Below are 14,829 nucleotides of genomic sequence, written 5' to 3' on the forward strand. Positions count from 1 at the left end.
GTCCACTTAGGCCCACCATTCCGCAGTAGCTCAGTGGTAGAGCAATCGGCTGTTAACCGATCGGTCGTAGGTTCGAGTCCTACCTGCGGAGCCATTTATATGGGGAAGTACTCAAGCGGCTCAAGAGGTGCCCCTGCTAAGGGTATAGATCGCGAAAGCGGTGCGAGGGTTCGAATCCCTCCTTCTCCGCCATATAATTTGGCCCCTTGGTCAAGCGGTTAAGACACCGCCCTTTCACGGCGGTATCACGGGTTCGAATCCCGTAGGGGTCATAATAAAAGCAGTAATACAAGTTTTTTATTAAACTTGCATTACTGCTTTTTTATTGTTTAGAAAGATAATTTTAATGATTGGATTTCATGTCTGGACTCGCCGTTTACTGCTTGTGGGGACAAGTCTTTTCCTACTACTATGAATCGGTACATTTGCTTAATTATCTTGTGTATTGTAAACCTGAATATACTTTTTTGACTTGGTTTTGTACTCAACAATTGCTAATAGATACAATGGAATCTACTTCCATTGTATCTAGCACCGTAAATTAAAAACCTATACCAATTGACTCAATTAACAAATTAATTCATTTTCTTTTGCCGTCAACATAACCATCGCTTTCATGATATGGAATGTCACCAAGTGGGGATTCAATACCTTCATTATCCAATTCATCTTCGTATTTGTCAGAAGCATCAGATCGTACAAAACCCCTTGATTGACCATTTATATCGGTGCCAATGAATTCTTCAATTTCTTCAGCTGCCCCGTCTGAAATCTCGTTGTCGTATAGTGTATTGTAGCTGGCGTGATCCCCACTAAAATCTGAAGGGGTTTCAGATGTACCGGATTTTGCAATTTCCTGAAAGCTATCTTCACTTTCCCGAGTTGTTCCCAACTTTCGATCGGCGAATGAGTTAGGGTTGGCCATGGTAAGAGTATCTTCTTCTACGGGTCTGTCTAGAGGTACTTCTTGCTCTGTCGCATGTTCAATGCAAAGAGTGGTATAAGGAACTGCCTCAAGCCGCTCAAATGGTATATCCGTTTGACATACTTCGCATTTTCCATAAGAACCATCCTCCATTGCTTGTAAGGCGTTTTCTACTTTATTAAGCTCAGAGCCTGCATGCACGTTCAGTGCTACGTCTTTCTCTCTCTCAAACAGTTCAGTACCCATGTCAGCAGGATGATTGTCATACATAGAAAGTTCTCCGACTTCTTCTAACGGACTATCTTTAATATCCGTTTCTTTTTCTGTTTTGGTTAAATGATCCATCATTTCATGTAACTCTTTTTTTAATGTCTCTGTTTGTTTCGCATCTAACATGTTTTGCCACGTCCTTTTCAGTAATAGTATCAGTATGCTCATTAATAACTTGCTTAATGAGCATGGAATGGATTGTTGTCTATTCTTTTTACTTTCCTTCTTGAAGTCCTTTTTAAACATTCGAACAAAAAAAGTCCGAGCCATCAGAGTGATGGTTCAGACTTTTTTTGATTAAATATTAAAAAAGAAGATGTCCAATGAAGATTCCAATGCCTAATAGTAATCCAAACAGCGTGTTTGTGATTGCAGTGTTTTTCATGGCAGGGTTCACATGTATGGGTAGGTGGCTATTTCGGAATACGGCGATTGCAGATGCCGGTTTTTTTAGACTTAAGAATACGATTAACGCCCATGGAGTGAGATGTCCAAAGAGAATCAGTGCCACAACCCAACCATAAGATACGATGAAAAATAGCATTAGGATGGTAATTGCATTAGAACGGCCAACTAGAATCGCAAGCGTCTTCCGTCCGCCTTCCTTATCTCCTTCCAAATCACGTATATTGTTTGCCATCATAATACCCGCGACAAGCAACATACTTGGTATGGATAGAAGTACTGCTTCTGTCGTGATCGTTCCTGTCTGAATATAGAATGCAATGAGGATAAGTAGCATTCCCATGACAACTCCGGAAAAGAGTTCCCCAAAAGGCGTGTATGCGATTGGATATGGACCGCCTGTATAAAAATAACCAATTATCATGGATATGCCACCGACCATTGCAAGCATCCACGACGTTTCCATGCATATGTATACTCCTATAAGAATGGAGATTCCGTAAAGCATAAAGGCAAGGTTCAACACCGTTTTCGGTTTAACGCCATTCCGGACAATTGTACCTCCGATACCTATGGATTGTTCTGTATCGAGACCTCTTTTGAAATCATAGTATTCATTGAACATATTTGTCGCCATTTGAATGAATATACTTGCAATAAGCATAGCGAAAAATAGAGGAAAATGAATGTCCCCATATGTCAACGCAATCATTGTACCGAGGAAAACTGGTGCAAAAGCTGCAGTGAGTGTATGAGGTCGGGTTAGCTGCCACCAAATTCGCCAACCTGAATCCGCTTCTATTTTCTGTTGCATTATGATTCTCTCCCTACATTTGTGATTAAGCCAAGAACACCCATGATTTCAGTCGTAGGAGGTTCATAATGACCTCATCCATTGTACTCCATAATTGGTGGAGTGAACAGAGAGACTGCATATTATGTGCCGAAACGCTACAGATTCGGTATAATAGAATAAAGGAATAAGCTCAAAATTTGACGTATGAATGTGCGGAGGGAAAATAATGAATCGGAAGTTGACCACTACCCGCGAATCTAAATTAAAAGTTAGTCAGCATGAATTGCGCTTTTTCACAGAAACTGTTGATGCGGATCGAATATCACCACTTGCATTTTTTGAGGCAGGGGATTCATGTTATAAAGATGAACGGTTTTATTGGCAAAATGCAGATAAAACATTAACACTTGTTGGAATTGGACATGCTACAGTATTGACCAGTGAAGAAACGGAGAATCGTTTTGAGGTTATTTCAGAAAGCTGGAAAAACTTGTGTGCGGCGCTTATAAAGGAAGAAAATGATCGGGAGCCTGTTCTTTTCGGAGGTTTCTCATTTGATCCTAAAAGTAATAAGGGAACAGAGTGGGATGCATTTCCATCTGCTCATTTTGTTGTGCCTGCTTTCCAGCTATCAATTACAAATGGCAAGACTGCCATCTCCATAAACCTAGTTACGAAAAGCAATGATGCTGCGGAGCAGTTTGAAAAGTTGCGCGAGGAAAGGGATCGTCTTATCCATATTGCACAAGTGGAAGAATTCGCTCTTCATACCAAGCCAGAAGTTGTATCTATTGAGGAGCTAGCGAAAAATCATTATATGGAAACGTTAGTTGATATTACAGAACGAATTAATAATGGTGAAGCGGAGAAGGTTGTAATTGCAAGAGCGATAAAATTAAACTTTAAAGATAAAGTACCTGCTGTCACGGCACTTCACCATATTACGAACGAACAACAAGAAAGTTACCACTTCGGTTTGCAAAAAGAAGGTCAACTATTTTTCGGTGCTACTCCAGAGAGGCTTATAGAAATATCAAACGGACGGGCGTACTCTGCATGTGTAGCAGGGTCTATCAAACGTGGTAAATCAGCGGCTGAAGACCGGAAACTTGGTGATCAACTTCTTGAAGATCGTAAAAATAGGGAAGAGCATCAATACGTTGTAAATATGATTTCACAAGTATTTGAAACTTTTTGTACAGATGTCAAAGTTTCAAAAGTACCGAAATTAATGAAAGTTCGTGATATACAACATCTGTTAACACCAGTTGAGGGGAAAGTTGAACGTGGGACTGATATTTTTAGCATGGTTCAGGCGCTCCATCCAACTCCGGCACTTGGCGGTGTTCCGACAGAAAAATCGATGGAACTGATTCGCACTGAGGAAAACATGGATCGAGGATATTATGCAGCACCAATCGGCTGGACGGATACAGCAGGAAATGGTGAATTTGCTGTGGCTATCCGCTCTGCACTACTCGATGGGGATAGTGCATATTTGTATGCGGGGGGCGGTATTGTGGCGGATTCTGAACCTGATAAGGAATACGACGAAACATGGGTGAAATTCAGACCGGTCATACGTGCACTTGGGGGTAAATTGAATGGATAACCGAATAGTTTTGACTGATTATGTTCGACGAATGACAAGTGCTTTGATGATGGCCGGTGTGAAAACTGTAGTCATTAGTCCAGGCTCTCGTTCGACACCACTCGCATATGCATTTGCCTCAACAGATGAGCTTGATGTGTATATGCAAGTAGACGAACGCTCAGCAGCCTATTTTGCACTTGGAATGGCAAAGGCCTCTTCTGATCCTGTCGTTCTCCTATGTACATCAGGTACAGCGGCGTCCAACTATCATCCTGCGATAACAGAAGCGTACTATGCGCGAATCCCACTAATTGTTATTACTGCGGATCGCCCACACGAACTAAGAGAAGTTGGAGCACCACAGGCAATCGATCAAATACGAATGTACGGTAAGCATGTGAAACATAGTGTAGACTTCCCACTTGCAGAAAAAAATACAGACATTGATGACTTTATCGACAGACATATAAGTCGGGCATTATCGGTAGCAACTACAGCTCCACGCGGACCGGTCCATTTAAATGTTCCGTTCCGTGAACCGCTACTCATTGATTTTGATCGTGAGATACCCAAAATGACTTTCCAGAAAAGGATTCAAAGTGTAGATAGTCTGGATCTAGAAACGATTCAACAGATTACCTTGTTGCTTGCTCGTTCAGAAAAGGGAATAATTATTGCTGGGGAAATGCCAGTAGGATTAAATAAAGAGCTTTTCTGGAGCTTTGCAAAAGCGCTGGAATGGCCGGTATTGTGCGATCCGATATCAAATCTTCGTACGGAAATACCAGAGCAATGCCGTTCACTATGTATTGATCATTATGATGCAATATTAAAGAGCGAGTTATTCAAAGGGAAATCTGTACCTGATACTGTGATTCGATTCGGTACACAACCGGTTTCGAAACCACTTTCACTATATTTGAAAGCAATGCGACCAGCGAACGTTATCACGGTTGATGAATCACCGGAATTCCGAGATTCACTTGGTATTGTTACCCATCATATCCAGGCTTCACCTGAAACGGTATTAAGAATATTGGTCGAAAAACAAAAGACATCTTTTTCGGAGTCGTGGACACTAGCGAATGATGCTGCATCTGCAATCACCGATGAATACACGGGAGTTGACGGAGATGAAGGGATTTTTGCAAAGTTGCTTTTTGAGCATCTTCCCTCCGGCAGCGACTTAATTACTGGTAGCAGTATGCCAATCCGTGATGTTGATACGTTTTTTAGGAAAACGACCAAAGATATAGCGATTTTTGCCAACCGTGGGACGAACGGAATTGATGGCGTTGTCTCGACAGCTTTCGGTGTCCACACCAATAGAAAGAGACCGGCGTGGCTATTAATAGGCGATCTGTCGTTCTTGCATGACGTCAATGGGCTTATTGTAACTCGTTTTCATGAGGTTGACTTGACTATTGTAATTATCAATAATGACGGTGGTGGTATATTCTCATACCTTCCACAAGCTGAAGCAGGCCGTCATTTTGAAGAATTATTTGGTACACCTACAGGGTTAACGTTTGGTCACATAGCAGCTATGTATGACGCTCAGTATGCAGCGATAACAACCCCAGAAGAGTTTGGGATAGAGTTAGCTAAAGTGAAAAATAAACCAGTGCGCATCATAGAAGTATTTACAAATCGACAGGCAAACGTCGTTGCACACCGTGACCTATGGAAACAAATTACCGATAGGATTGAGCAGGATGAGTAACAAGACGATTCGCATTCGGGGCATAGATATAAATGTAGAAATTTCGGGTGAAGAACAGTTACCCTCTGTCGTTCTACTACATGGATTCACAGGTAGCACTGCTTCATGGCGTGAAATAGTTGAATTATTCAAAGGTAAATACCGAACAATAGCTGTCGATTTGACTGGACACGGGAAATCGAGTATTCCAGATGATGTAAACAGATACACGATGGAACAGCAATTAGCCGATCTCGAGGAATTATTTACTGCTTTATCACTCAAACATTTCATATTGATTGGTTATTCCATGGGTGGGCGTATCGCTCTGGCTTATACAATTAATTATCCGGATCGGATTTCATCATTAATTCTAGAAAGCTCTTCTCCAGGTTTAAAGACAGAAAATGAAAGAAATGAAAGAAAAGCAGCGGATAAACGTTTGGCAGAAAGAATATTGAAAGATGGGTTACCTTCATTCGTCGACTTTTGGGAAAACGTTCAGTTATTTGCAACACAGAAAAGTTTACCTAAAGAAAAACAGATAGAAATCAGAAATGAGCGGCTAGGTCAAAGGGGTAATGGACTAGCCAACAGCCTACTCGGCATTGGCACAGGCAGCCAACAGTCTTATTGGGAATGTCTTGAGACGATCAATCTGCCTGTTTTGCTAATAACGGGAGAACTCGACACTAAGTTCGTAAATATTTCCCGGGAAATGCATGTTAAATTTCACAATGTCCGCCATGAAACGATAAAACACGTTGGGCATGCAATTCATGTGGAAAAACCGGGTACATTTGCTACAATGGTAGAGCAGCATGTTTCAGAGTTGAAAAATCGAGGAGGGTCACTATGACACGTCAATGGGAAACGATACGTACATACGAAGACATCAAATACGAACAGTATGGCGGGATTGCAAAAGTAACAATCAACCGTCCGGAAGTGCGCAATGCATTCCGACCTAAAACGGTATCAGAGTTAATCGACGCATTTTCACGCGCACGGGACGACCAGAGCATTGGAGTCATCGTATTAACAGGGGAAGGCGAGAAAGCATTCTGTTCAGGCGGAGACCAATCAGTTCGTGGTCACGGCGGCTATGTCGGTGAAGATGAAATACCGCGTCTTAACGTTCTGGACTTGCAGCGCCTAATCCGGGTTATTCCAAAACCGGTTGTGGCAATGGTTGCAGGATATGCAATCGGCGGCGGACACGTTCTGCATGTTGTCTGTGATTTGACGATTGCTGCAGAAAATGCAGTTTTCGGACAAACAGGACCGAAAGTCGGTTCATTCGACGCAGGTTACGGTTCAGGATACTTGGCACGAATCGTCGGTCATAAGAAAGCGCGTGAAATCTGGTTCTTATGCCGTCAATACAACGCACAGGAAGCACTCGACATGGGGTTAGTTAACACTGTGGTTCCTTATGAACAATTGGAAGACGAGACTGTCCAGTGGTGTGAAGAGATGCTTGGCATGAGCCCAACTGCACTTCGTTTCGTAAAAGCAGCAATGAACGCAGATACGGACGGACTTGCTGGACTTCAACAATTAGCTGGTGATGCAACACTTCTTTATTACACAACGGATGAGGCGAAAGAAGGCCGCGATGCGTTCAAAGAAAAACGTAAACCGGAATTCGGACAGTTTCCTAGATTCCCTTAATAAAACTGCATGAATACTTAAAGAGCTGCCTTTAATCGGGTGGCTTTTTCTGAATGGATGGTGATTGGATGATTCCAAATTGGTTAATACAGCGGGCATATTTAACGCCCGATAAAACAGCTTTTTCATTTAAGGATGATAAGTGGACATTTATACAATTAAAAAATCGTGCAATGACTCTTGCGCAGAAAATGAAAGACAATGGTTTAAATGACGGGGATCGAATTGCACTACTTGGGGCTTCCAATGCTGAAATGGTATTTGTCATTCATGCCTGTATGCTATTGGGATTAGAAATTGTCATGTTGAATAGCCGGTTGACGAAAAAGGAGATTGAGTATCAATTCGACGACTCAAGTGCTACCACGCTAATTGTAGCGGATGATTTACATGGCATGGTTGCTGACATGCCAGTACAGAAGTTATACTTTTCTGCAATTTACGCGAGCCCTGAAAGGCCATTTATTATTCAGGATAGTTGGAAAACCGACAGAACCATTACAATTATGTATACATCGGGTACGACAGGATTTCCGAAAGGTGTCCGTCAAACCGCTGGGAATCACGTTTCGAGTGCACTTTCATCCGTCCTTAATCTGGGGCTTAACGAACGGGATGCGTGGCTATGTGCTATGCCACTTTTCCATATTAGTGGCTTTTCGATTCTAGTCCGTTCTGTTCTTTATGGAATGGAAGTCGTATTGCAGGAGAAGTTCGATGCAGTTAAATCTGCCAGTGCAGTAGAGAATGGGTTAGTCACATATATGTCCGTCGTATCACTTATGCTTGATAAAGTTTTGCGTGAAATGGAAGAGAGGAATAAGGTTGCTCATCCTATATTCAAAGCAATGCTAGCCGGAGGTGGACCTCTTCCAATCGATTATTTGAATCGAGCAAAAGCCCTTGGAGTTCCAGTTCTTCAAACATATGGCTTAACGGAAACAAGTTCTCAAACAACAACTTTGGCGGCAAACGATGCCATCCGTAAGATGGGTTCTGCCGGCAAACCTTTGTTTTTAAATCAAATCAAAATCAAAAATACTGAAACACCATTAGAAAAAGGTGAAGTTCTAATACGTGGATCCCACGTCACACCAGGATACATCGGTCGTTTCGGAGGGGTAGATCCTTTGGAGGATGGATGGTTCCCGACAGGCGATATCGGCTACTTGGATGATGAAGGCTATTTATATATCGTTGACAGAAGATCCGATTTAATCATTTCAGGTGGCGAAAATGTCTATCCGGCTGAAATTGAAAATGTGTTAGTTGCGCATCCAAGTATCCGTGAGGCAGGCGTTTGTGCTAAAGAACATTCAGAGTGGGGAAGTGTCCCCATTGCATTTGTTGTCGTTTCAGGAACAGTAACGGCTGAAGAGTTAACATTATTTTGCGAAGAGCGATTGGCTCGCTATAAAGTACCGAAGGCGTTCCATTTTGTCGAAAAGCTCCCGCGTAATGGGTCTAATAAGCTAATGCGTCGTAAATTGAAAGAGTTGGATGGATACTGAATAAGGAGTCGTCTCAAGTAGGCAAAGCCTGCACCCGCACTAGGAGTGCCGCCTCTAGCAGGTTATTCACAAGTCTAAGTTTTAAACTTTCTATATAGGTTGAACTTATGATTCTTTCTACTTTCCAGTTGATTGGAGTGTAGAGCGGCGACTCCAGCGGGAAAAGCGCGTAGGAAGAGAAAATCACTCTTCCTTGGCAAAAAGCCCCGCAGGAACGTAGTGACGAGGAGATTGAAGCCGTGCCCGCGGAAAGCGTCCGCTCGGAACGGAAATCAACGGTTAGTAGGATTCTTTATTTCAACATATTTAGCAACAAAATAGGCTATCAAGCAACCCGGATTTAATCTGGATTACATGATAGCCTTTTCGCATTTACTTCGTATTTAACGCTTTCTCAAGCGTCTCAATATTTTTATTCATCAAAGTGAAATAGGTTTCATTATTTTTTATATCATCGACGGTTAATACGCCTAGATTATGAAGCATGAGTGACTCTGCTCCAATTTCATTTCTTAGGACATCAGTCAATTTTGAAGAAACATTCTGCTCAAATAATACATACTGAACATTCTGCTCCTTCGCTGCTTTAACAATTTTAGTTAATTGTTTTTGTGAAGGTTCGCTTTGCGAATTCAATCCCGCAATTGCAATTTGTTCAAGGCCGTATGAATTTGCAATATAACCAAAAGAAGCATGAGAAACAAAGAATGTCTTCGAAGGTGCATTCAGAGCCATTTCTTTAAATTTATCATCGAGTTCATCAAGTTCTAGTTTCAATTGTTCATAGTTCTCTTCAAATTCAATTTCCATTTCAGGCTTTGATACAATTAATGCGTCTTTAATAGAAGATGCAAGTTCAATACTTAGTTTTGGCGAAATCCATACGTGCGGATCAATGCTGCCATGATTATGCACTTCGTGTTCATCCTGTTCTGCATCATGGCCATGTGCTTCCTCTAGCGACTCTTCGGTTATTGCTTCTGCTGTTGCAATCATTTTGACATTTTCATTTATTAACGTTTTTTCAGCATTTTCGACAAATCCTTCAAGTCCCATACCGATATAGAAAAATAAATCCGCTTCTGCAAGTGACATCATATCTTTTTGTGTGGGTTCAAAAGTGTGCTCGTCCGTTCCAGCGGGATAGACAGACTTAACCTCTACGTGATCAGTACCAATGCGTTCAGCAAAGTATTGTAGTGGATAAACCGTAGTATAAATTGTTAGTTTTTCAGATTCACTATTCTCTGTGTTCTTCACCTTATTACCACATCCAGAAAGTACTATAATTGTGAGTAAAGAAAAGATGATTAGCAGTTTCCGGTTCATGCAAAAACCTCCATTTATTTAATAGTAATCATTCCGATTTAGAGAACTGACTTTTTTATCATACAAGAGCTTTTCTATTTTGGCAACTAAATAAGTGGTTTTATTATCATCAAAAAAAGACAGTTCGGCAGTTTTGCCTACCTGTCTTGTCCTAGGAATTATTTTTTTTTGAGTCTTTCTCAGGAACTGGATCAAATCCACCTTCATGAAATGGATGACATTTTGATATTCTTCGAACCGCCAACCAAGAACCCTTTAATGCACCATGCTTTTCCACTGCTTCAATTCCATAATGGGAGCAAGTTGGATAGAAACGGCAAGACGGGGGAGTTAAAGGCGAGATAACTTTTTGATAGATTTTGATAATGCCTATTACAATTTTTTTCATTTCATTTCTCCCTATTCGTACCTATATGTTTATTGTAGTGGCTTTAGTGGTAAATATAAAGAAGGACGAACTATATAATAACAAAGGGAGAGATTAATATGTCAAAAGAACTTATTGAAGAATTGAACGTGCAAGTATCAACATGGTCGGTGATGTATGCAAAACTTCATAATTACCATTGGTACATAAAAGGGCCTCATTTTTTCACATTGCATGCCAAATTTGAAGAACTTTATAATGAGGCTACGCTTCATATGGACGAAATCGCTGAACGTGTGTTGACGCTGGGTGGAAATCCGGTAGCTTCTTTAAAAGAACATCTTGAAATGTCTGTGGTGAAAGAAGCTACAGGAAGAGAAAAAGAAGACGATATGGTCAAGAACGTCGTCGATGATTTTGGTAAAATTATGAAATCGTTGAAAAAAGGTATGGAATTAGCTGCAAAAGATGGCGATGACATGACGGAAGATTTACTGAATGCAACTTATCAGAGCATTGAGAAACACCAGTGGATGCTAAATGCGTTCCTTGGGGAAGATAACAAGTAATTAATTTGCATTAAAATAATCAGCTTTATGCCGATAGTATACTAGTGAGGAGAGTGGTGTAAATGAATATGAGTTCCATCATGGCTAGTCAATTGAAAAGTTTGCAATCGACTGTCCGGTTGAGTGTTCTAAAAAACACACATTCAATGAATACGGCAGCTGCAACAGAAATGCTGAAAAGTTTAGCTGATCAGTCTGCTGCAACGCATCCTCATAAAGGTGCTTCGGTCGACGTTCAAACTTGATTTGCGAAAAAGCATGTATTCCCGTAAAGGGAATGCATGCTTTTGTTCATTTTAAGCCATGCTAAAAAGAAAAAAGGATGGGTTGGCATGGAAAAATACAATATGTACGTTTCAGTTGTACATCAGCAAATATATCATCACCCAGATGATTCACCGTGGGAGTATGAAGTTAAAATCACAGAAGAACATATTCCCGTATTCAATCGTTTATTTTCACAGATAGATGAACTTGAAATTCGGAACTTTATTAGGTCGCATCTACCGTTTTTACCGTATTATTATGGCCGGAATAATGAAAAGGTCGATCAACGTACGATGAGGATTTATGCACTTATCCATGAGTTCACCGATGAGCCATCGAAGCGATTCATCGAAGAACTTCCTTATTTTCGTTGATACTCATCCTGTCCTTCGTTAAAATGAACGAAAGGACGGGATTTTAATGCTGACATTTAATGATGTAAACGGTGGCCGTGTCGAGCTGTCATTTGAAAAGAATCGATTTAGTATGCCTGCTCGGCATGTTCTTGTTGTATTGAAATATAAAGAAAAGTGGCTTCTAACTCGTCATTTGGAGCGTGGTGTCGAGTTTCCAGGTGGCAAAGCAGAAGAAGGGGAATCAATCGAAGAAGCGGCCATTCGTGAAACGATTGAAGAAACCGGAGTTAGAATTACGGATGTGCAAAATTTTGCGGAATATGTCGTTCGAAGCAATATCACATTTTGTAAAGCTGTATTCACGGGAAGCGTTGTAGAAATTGATGAAAATCCAACACTTTACGAAACGAATGGCGCTACATGGATGACAAGTGAGGAACTGGACGCGTGTGATGAGTTAAGTTTTCATATGAAAGGTACGGGAATGGAAGCTTTAAGAAAGTGGGTGGAAGCACGTGAGTTATGATGGCACTATTATTCATCGGAAAGCCTATCCTTCGCCAAACCCAAACGTTTATCTTGAAGAAATCACTTATTTTTCGGATGGGCTGAGAGTGAAAGGGCTTATGGCGCAACCGCTTACGCATGGAACCTATGAAGGTATCCTTTATTTAAGAGGCGGTATGCAACATATAGGAATGGTTCGTCCAGCTCGAATTGCCCAGTTTGCTGCGCAAGGGTTCGTTGTATTCGCTCCTTACTACCGTGGGAACCGTGGAGGGGAAGGTCGGGATGAATTCGCAGGTGCCGATCGTCAGGATGCGTTGAATGCTGTAGACGTGCTGAAACAAAATCCTATGACAAACGTCGAGAGGATTCACTTATTCGCGTTTTCACGAGGCGGCATTATGGCTCTGTGGACCGCTATTTTGCGTGATGATATTACTTCGGTTGTTACGTGGTCGGGTGTTTCCGATGTCATTTTTACATACAAAGAACGGAAAGACATGCGGCGGATGATGAAGCGAGTTATCGGTGGAACGCCGAACAGCGTGCCTGATGAATACAGAAAAAGGACAGCGCTGTTTCGCGTAGATGAAATTACTGCACCTGTTCTTATCATTCATGGCATGATTGATGAGAACGTCTCATTCCAACAGGCTGTGTTATTGGAGAACGCATTGCGTGAACATAATAAAGTATACGAGACATGGTACTTCCCAGAATACACGCATTTCATTCCACCGGGCATGAATGCACAGCTTGTTAGAGATTTGACGAGTTGGATGAAGAGACAGTGAGTAGATCATTACTGATTATAATGATAAAAAAACAGGGTAGCACAATAAATGTGCTACCCTGTTTATATCTGATTGTCTTTACGCCATTCCTAGTCTATCGGATATAGACTAAGAGCAATCTTCTTATGCGATTGGTCCGCCTTTATACGTAATCTCTTCTGAAATCGAACCGAATTTCTTAAAGTTTTCACGGAACATAGATGCTAGTTCTTTTGCTTTAAGATCGTAAGCATTTCCATCAGACCATGCATTGCGTGGGTTCAATACTTCTGTCGGAACGCCTTCAATCTCTGTAGGCATTGCAAGACCAAAAATACTATTCATTTCTGTTTCAACATTATTTAGTTTACCAGCAAGTGCTGCACGAACCATTGCGCGTGTATACTTAAGATCCATACGCTTACCAACACCATATACGCCGCCAGTCCAACCTGTATTCACTAGGAATACTTGCGCGTCATGTTCATCAATTTTTTTCCCAAGCATTTCAGCATATACTGTCGCTGGAAGCGGTAGGAAAGGTGATCCGAAGCATGTCGAGAATGTTGCTTCTGGTGAGGTGATACCACGTTCAGTTCCAGCAAGTTTCGAAGTAAAACCACTTAGGAAGTGGTACATTGCTTGCTCTTTCGTTAATTTGGAAATAGGGGGCAGTACGCCGAAAGCGTCAGCAGTCAAGAAAATAATTGTTTTTGGATGACCTGCAACTGAAGGGTCAACGATGTTATCGATTGCTTGAATTGGATATGCTGCACGTGTATTTTCAGTCAAAGATCCATCATCGTAATTAGGAATGTTTGTTACTGGATCGATAACAACGTTTTCAAGAACTGATCCGAAACGAATTGCACCGAAAATTTCAGGTTCTTTTTCTTGAGATAAATTGATACATTTCGCGTAGCAACCACCTTCGATGTTAAAGACACCAGTGTCAGACCAACCGTGTTCATCGTCGCCGATTAATTTGCGGTTCGCGTCAGCTGAAAGTGTTGTTTTACCTGTTCCTGAAAGACCGAAGAACAAAGCGACATCGCCTTCTTCGCCGACGTTCGCAGAACAGTGCATCGGCATGATGCCATTCTCAGGTAGGAAGTAGTTCATGACAGAGAAGATTGCTTTTTTCATTTCACCAGCATATTCAGTACCACCAATGAGAACGATGCGTTTTTCCATAGACACAATAATGAACGTCTCGGAATTCGTACCGTCAACTGCAGGATCCGCTTTAAAAGAAGGAGCTGAAATGATAGTAAATTGCGCTTCGTGTTTCGAGAGCTCTACTTCAGTCGGGCGAATAAACAATTGATGGACGAATAGGTTATGCCAAGCAAATTCATTCACGACTTGAATGGATAGACGTGAAGCTGGATCTGCACCAGCGAATCCTTTGAAGACGAACAGTTCGTCTTTAACTTTTAAGTGTGTAAGCATTTTATTATATAATGAGTCAAATACATCAGATGAAATCGGACGGTTTACGCTGCCCCAATCGATTTTGTCTTTGGAGGACGCTTCCTCGACAATATATTTATCTTTAGGGGAACGACCTGTATACTTCCCTGTTTGAGCCGTGACTGCTCCATCGGAAGTCAGTTGAGCTTCTCCACGTGATATCGCTTTTTCAACAAGTTGTGGTACTGAAAGTTGAATTTTTATATTTTCACCGGAAAGAAGGTTATTTAGATCGTCGCTAATCTTTGCTGTAATCATAATTATGTACCGTCCTTTACTCATAGTCCCATATAATTGGGTGTCATGTCATC

The 14,829-nt window shown here is 41.4% G+C and carries 15 protein-coding genes and 3 tRNA genes; 13 read left to right on the top strand and 5 right to left on the bottom strand.

Annotated features, from left to right (window positions below; all coding sequences use genetic code 11):
• The first annotated feature begins 19 nt into the window (after positions 1–19).
• From AC1TO4_RS17525 to AC1TO4_RS17535, 3 genes are all read left to right on the top strand, one after another.
• Positions 20–94: transfer RNA gene (locus tag AC1TO4_RS17525), tRNA-Asn, on the top strand.
• A gap of 7 nt (positions 95–101) precedes the next feature.
• Positions 102–192, top strand: a tRNA-Ser gene (locus AC1TO4_RS17530).
• 8 nt (positions 193–200) lie between these two features.
• A tRNA-Glu gene (locus AC1TO4_RS17535) sits at positions 201–272 on the top strand.
• A 308-nt stretch (positions 273–580) separates the two neighbouring features.
• Here the strand turns inward: AC1TO4_RS17535 and AC1TO4_RS17540 are convergent.
• On the bottom strand, positions 581–1,321 hold the full coding sequence (locus tag AC1TO4_RS17540; protein ID WP_482106339.1) for a TraR/DksA C4-type zinc finger protein: 741 nt from the start codon (positions 1,319–1,321) through the stop codon (positions 581–583).
• Between the two features lie 178 nt (positions 1,322–1,499).
• Positions 1,500–2,414 (bottom strand): 1,4-dihydroxy-2-naphthoate polyprenyltransferase, encoded by a 915-nt coding sequence (locus AC1TO4_RS17545; protein ID WP_482106340.1) that lies wholly within the window; start codon positions 2,412–2,414, stop codon positions 1,500–1,502.
• A 208-nt stretch (positions 2,415–2,622) separates the two neighbouring features.
• Between AC1TO4_RS17545 and AC1TO4_RS17550 the strand changes: the two genes are divergently transcribed.
• The 5 genes from AC1TO4_RS17550 to AC1TO4_RS17570 are packed head-to-tail and all read left to right on the top strand — an operon-like array spanning position 2,623 to position 8,877.
• Entirely contained in the window at positions 2,623–4,008 is a 1,386-nt protein-coding gene (locus AC1TO4_RS17550) for an isochorismate synthase (RefSeq protein WP_482106341.1), read from the top strand.
• The gene (menD, locus tag AC1TO4_RS17555) at positions 4,001–5,713 is read left to right on the top strand and encodes a 2-succinyl-5-enolpyruvyl-6-hydroxy-3-cyclohexene-1-carboxylic-acid synthase (RefSeq protein WP_482106342.1); all 1,713 of its coding nucleotides are present in this window, start codon (positions 4,001–4,003) and stop codon (positions 5,711–5,713) included. Before AC1TO4_RS17550 ends, menD begins: the two co-directional genes overlap by 8 nt.
• Positions 5,706–6,551, top strand: a complete 846-nt coding sequence (menH, locus tag AC1TO4_RS17560; RefSeq protein WP_482106343.1) for a 2-succinyl-6-hydroxy-2,4-cyclohexadiene-1-carboxylate synthase — start codon at positions 5,706–5,708, stop codon at positions 6,549–6,551. Before menD ends, menH begins: the two co-directional genes overlap by 8 nt.
• Positions 6,548–7,366: a 1,4-dihydroxy-2-naphthoyl-CoA synthase gene (gene menB / locus AC1TO4_RS17565; RefSeq protein ID WP_482106344.1), complete on the top strand. Its 819-nt coding sequence runs from the start codon at positions 6,548–6,550 to the stop codon at positions 7,364–7,366. The genes menH and menB overlap by 4 nt, the downstream gene beginning before the upstream one ends.
• 53 nt (positions 7,367–7,419) lie before the next feature.
• Positions 7,420–8,877 carry an o-succinylbenzoate--CoA ligase gene (locus AC1TO4_RS17570; protein ID WP_482106345.1) on the top strand — a complete coding sequence of 486 codons (1,458 nt, stop codon included), beginning with the start codon at positions 7,420–7,422 and terminating at the stop codon, positions 8,875–8,877.
• A 372-nt stretch (positions 8,878–9,249) separates the two neighbouring features.
• Here AC1TO4_RS17570 and AC1TO4_RS17575 read toward each other — a convergent pair whose 3' ends face one another.
• Both AC1TO4_RS17575 and yidD read right to left on the bottom strand, forming a co-directional pair.
• The gene (locus AC1TO4_RS17575; protein ID WP_482106346.1) at positions 9,250–10,206 is read right to left on the bottom strand and encodes a metal ABC transporter solute-binding protein, Zn/Mn family; all 957 of its coding nucleotides are present in this window, start codon (positions 10,204–10,206) and stop codon (positions 9,250–9,252) included.
• A gap of 151 nt (positions 10,207–10,357) precedes the next feature.
• Entirely contained in the window at positions 10,358–10,594 is a 237-nt protein-coding gene (yidD, locus tag AC1TO4_RS17580) for a membrane protein insertion efficiency factor YidD (protein WP_482106347.1), read from the bottom strand.
• Between the two features lie 98 nt (positions 10,595–10,692).
• On the opposite strand from yidD, the gene AC1TO4_RS17585 reads away from it, so the two are divergent.
• From AC1TO4_RS17585 to AC1TO4_RS17605, 5 genes are all read left to right on the top strand, one after another.
• Positions 10,693–11,142, top strand: a complete 450-nt coding sequence (locus AC1TO4_RS17585) for a Dps family protein (protein WP_482106348.1) — start codon at positions 10,693–10,695, stop codon at positions 11,140–11,142.
• A gap of 62 nt (positions 11,143–11,204) precedes the next feature.
• Positions 11,205–11,387, top strand: a complete 183-nt coding sequence (locus AC1TO4_RS17590; RefSeq protein WP_482106349.1) for a putative motility protein — start codon at positions 11,205–11,207, stop codon at positions 11,385–11,387.
• Positions 11,388–11,474: 87 nt separating this feature from the next.
• Complete coding sequence (locus tag AC1TO4_RS17595) at positions 11,475–11,783, top strand: transposase (protein ID WP_482100083.1); 309 nt, start codon at positions 11,475–11,477, stop codon at positions 11,781–11,783.
• A 46-nt stretch (positions 11,784–11,829) separates the two neighbouring features.
• Positions 11,830–12,291, top strand: coding sequence for an NUDIX domain-containing protein (locus AC1TO4_RS17600; RefSeq protein ID WP_482106350.1), 462 nt, complete (start codon positions 11,830–11,832; stop codon positions 12,289–12,291).
• Entirely contained in the window at positions 12,281–13,066 is a 786-nt protein-coding gene (locus tag AC1TO4_RS17605) for an alpha/beta hydrolase family protein (protein WP_482106351.1), read from the top strand. Before AC1TO4_RS17600 ends, AC1TO4_RS17605 begins: the two co-directional genes overlap by 11 nt.
• A 123-nt stretch (positions 13,067–13,189) precedes the next feature.
• On the opposite strand, the gene pckA is transcribed toward AC1TO4_RS17605, so the two are convergent.
• A complete protein-coding gene (gene pckA, locus AC1TO4_RS17610) occupies positions 13,190–14,776 on the bottom strand; it encodes a phosphoenolpyruvate carboxykinase (ATP) (RefSeq protein WP_482106352.1) in 1,587 nt (528 codons plus the stop codon).
• Positions 14,777–14,829: the final 53 nt, after the last annotated feature.

The organism is Sporosarcina sp. Y838, from assembly GCF_056786515.1.

What these genes read in the sequence shown, in the direction of transcription:
- AC1TO4_RS17540 (WP_482106339.1), bottom strand. Translation starts at nt 1,321, where the DNA reads ATGTTAGATGCGAAACAAACAGAGACATTAAAAAAAGAGTTACATGAA.
- AC1TO4_RS17545 (WP_482106340.1), bottom strand. Translation starts at nt 2,414, where the DNA reads ATGCAACAGAAAATAGAAGCGGATTCAGGTTGGCGAATTTGGTGGCAG.
- AC1TO4_RS17550 (WP_482106341.1), top strand. Translation starts at nt 2,623, where the DNA reads ATGAATCGGAAGTTGACCACTACCCGCGAATCTAAATTAAAAGTTAGT.
- menD (WP_482106342.1), top strand. Translation starts at nt 4,001, where the DNA reads ATGGATAACCGAATAGTTTTGACTGATTATGTTCGACGAATGACAAGT.
- menH (WP_482106343.1), top strand. Translation starts at nt 5,706, where the DNA reads ATGAGTAACAAGACGATTCGCATTCGGGGCATAGATATAAATGTAGAA.
- menB (WP_482106344.1), top strand. Translation starts at nt 6,548, where the DNA reads ATGACACGTCAATGGGAAACGATACGTACATACGAAGACATCAAATAC.
- AC1TO4_RS17570 (WP_482106345.1), top strand. Translation starts at nt 7,420, where the DNA reads ATGGATGGTGATTGGATGATTCCAAATTGGTTAATACAGCGGGCATAT.
- AC1TO4_RS17575 (WP_482106346.1), bottom strand. Translation starts at nt 10,206, where the DNA reads ATGAACCGGAAACTGCTAATCATCTTTTCTTTACTCACAATTATAGTA.
- yidD (WP_482106347.1), bottom strand. Translation starts at nt 10,594, where the DNA reads ATGAAAAAAATTGTAATAGGCATTATCAAAATCTATCAAAAAGTTATC.
- AC1TO4_RS17585 (WP_482106348.1), top strand. Translation starts at nt 10,693, where the DNA reads ATGTCAAAAGAACTTATTGAAGAATTGAACGTGCAAGTATCAACATGG.
- AC1TO4_RS17590 (WP_482106349.1), top strand. Translation starts at nt 11,205, where the DNA reads ATGAATATGAGTTCCATCATGGCTAGTCAATTGAAAAGTTTGCAATCG.
- AC1TO4_RS17595 (WP_482100083.1), top strand. Translation starts at nt 11,475, where the DNA reads ATGGAAAAATACAATATGTACGTTTCAGTTGTACATCAGCAAATATAT.
- AC1TO4_RS17600 (WP_482106350.1), top strand. Translation starts at nt 11,830, where the DNA reads ATGCTGACATTTAATGATGTAAACGGTGGCCGTGTCGAGCTGTCATTT.
- pckA (WP_482106352.1), bottom strand. Translation starts at nt 14,776, where the DNA reads ATGATTACAGCAAAGATTAGCGACGATCTAAATAACCTTCTTTCCGGT.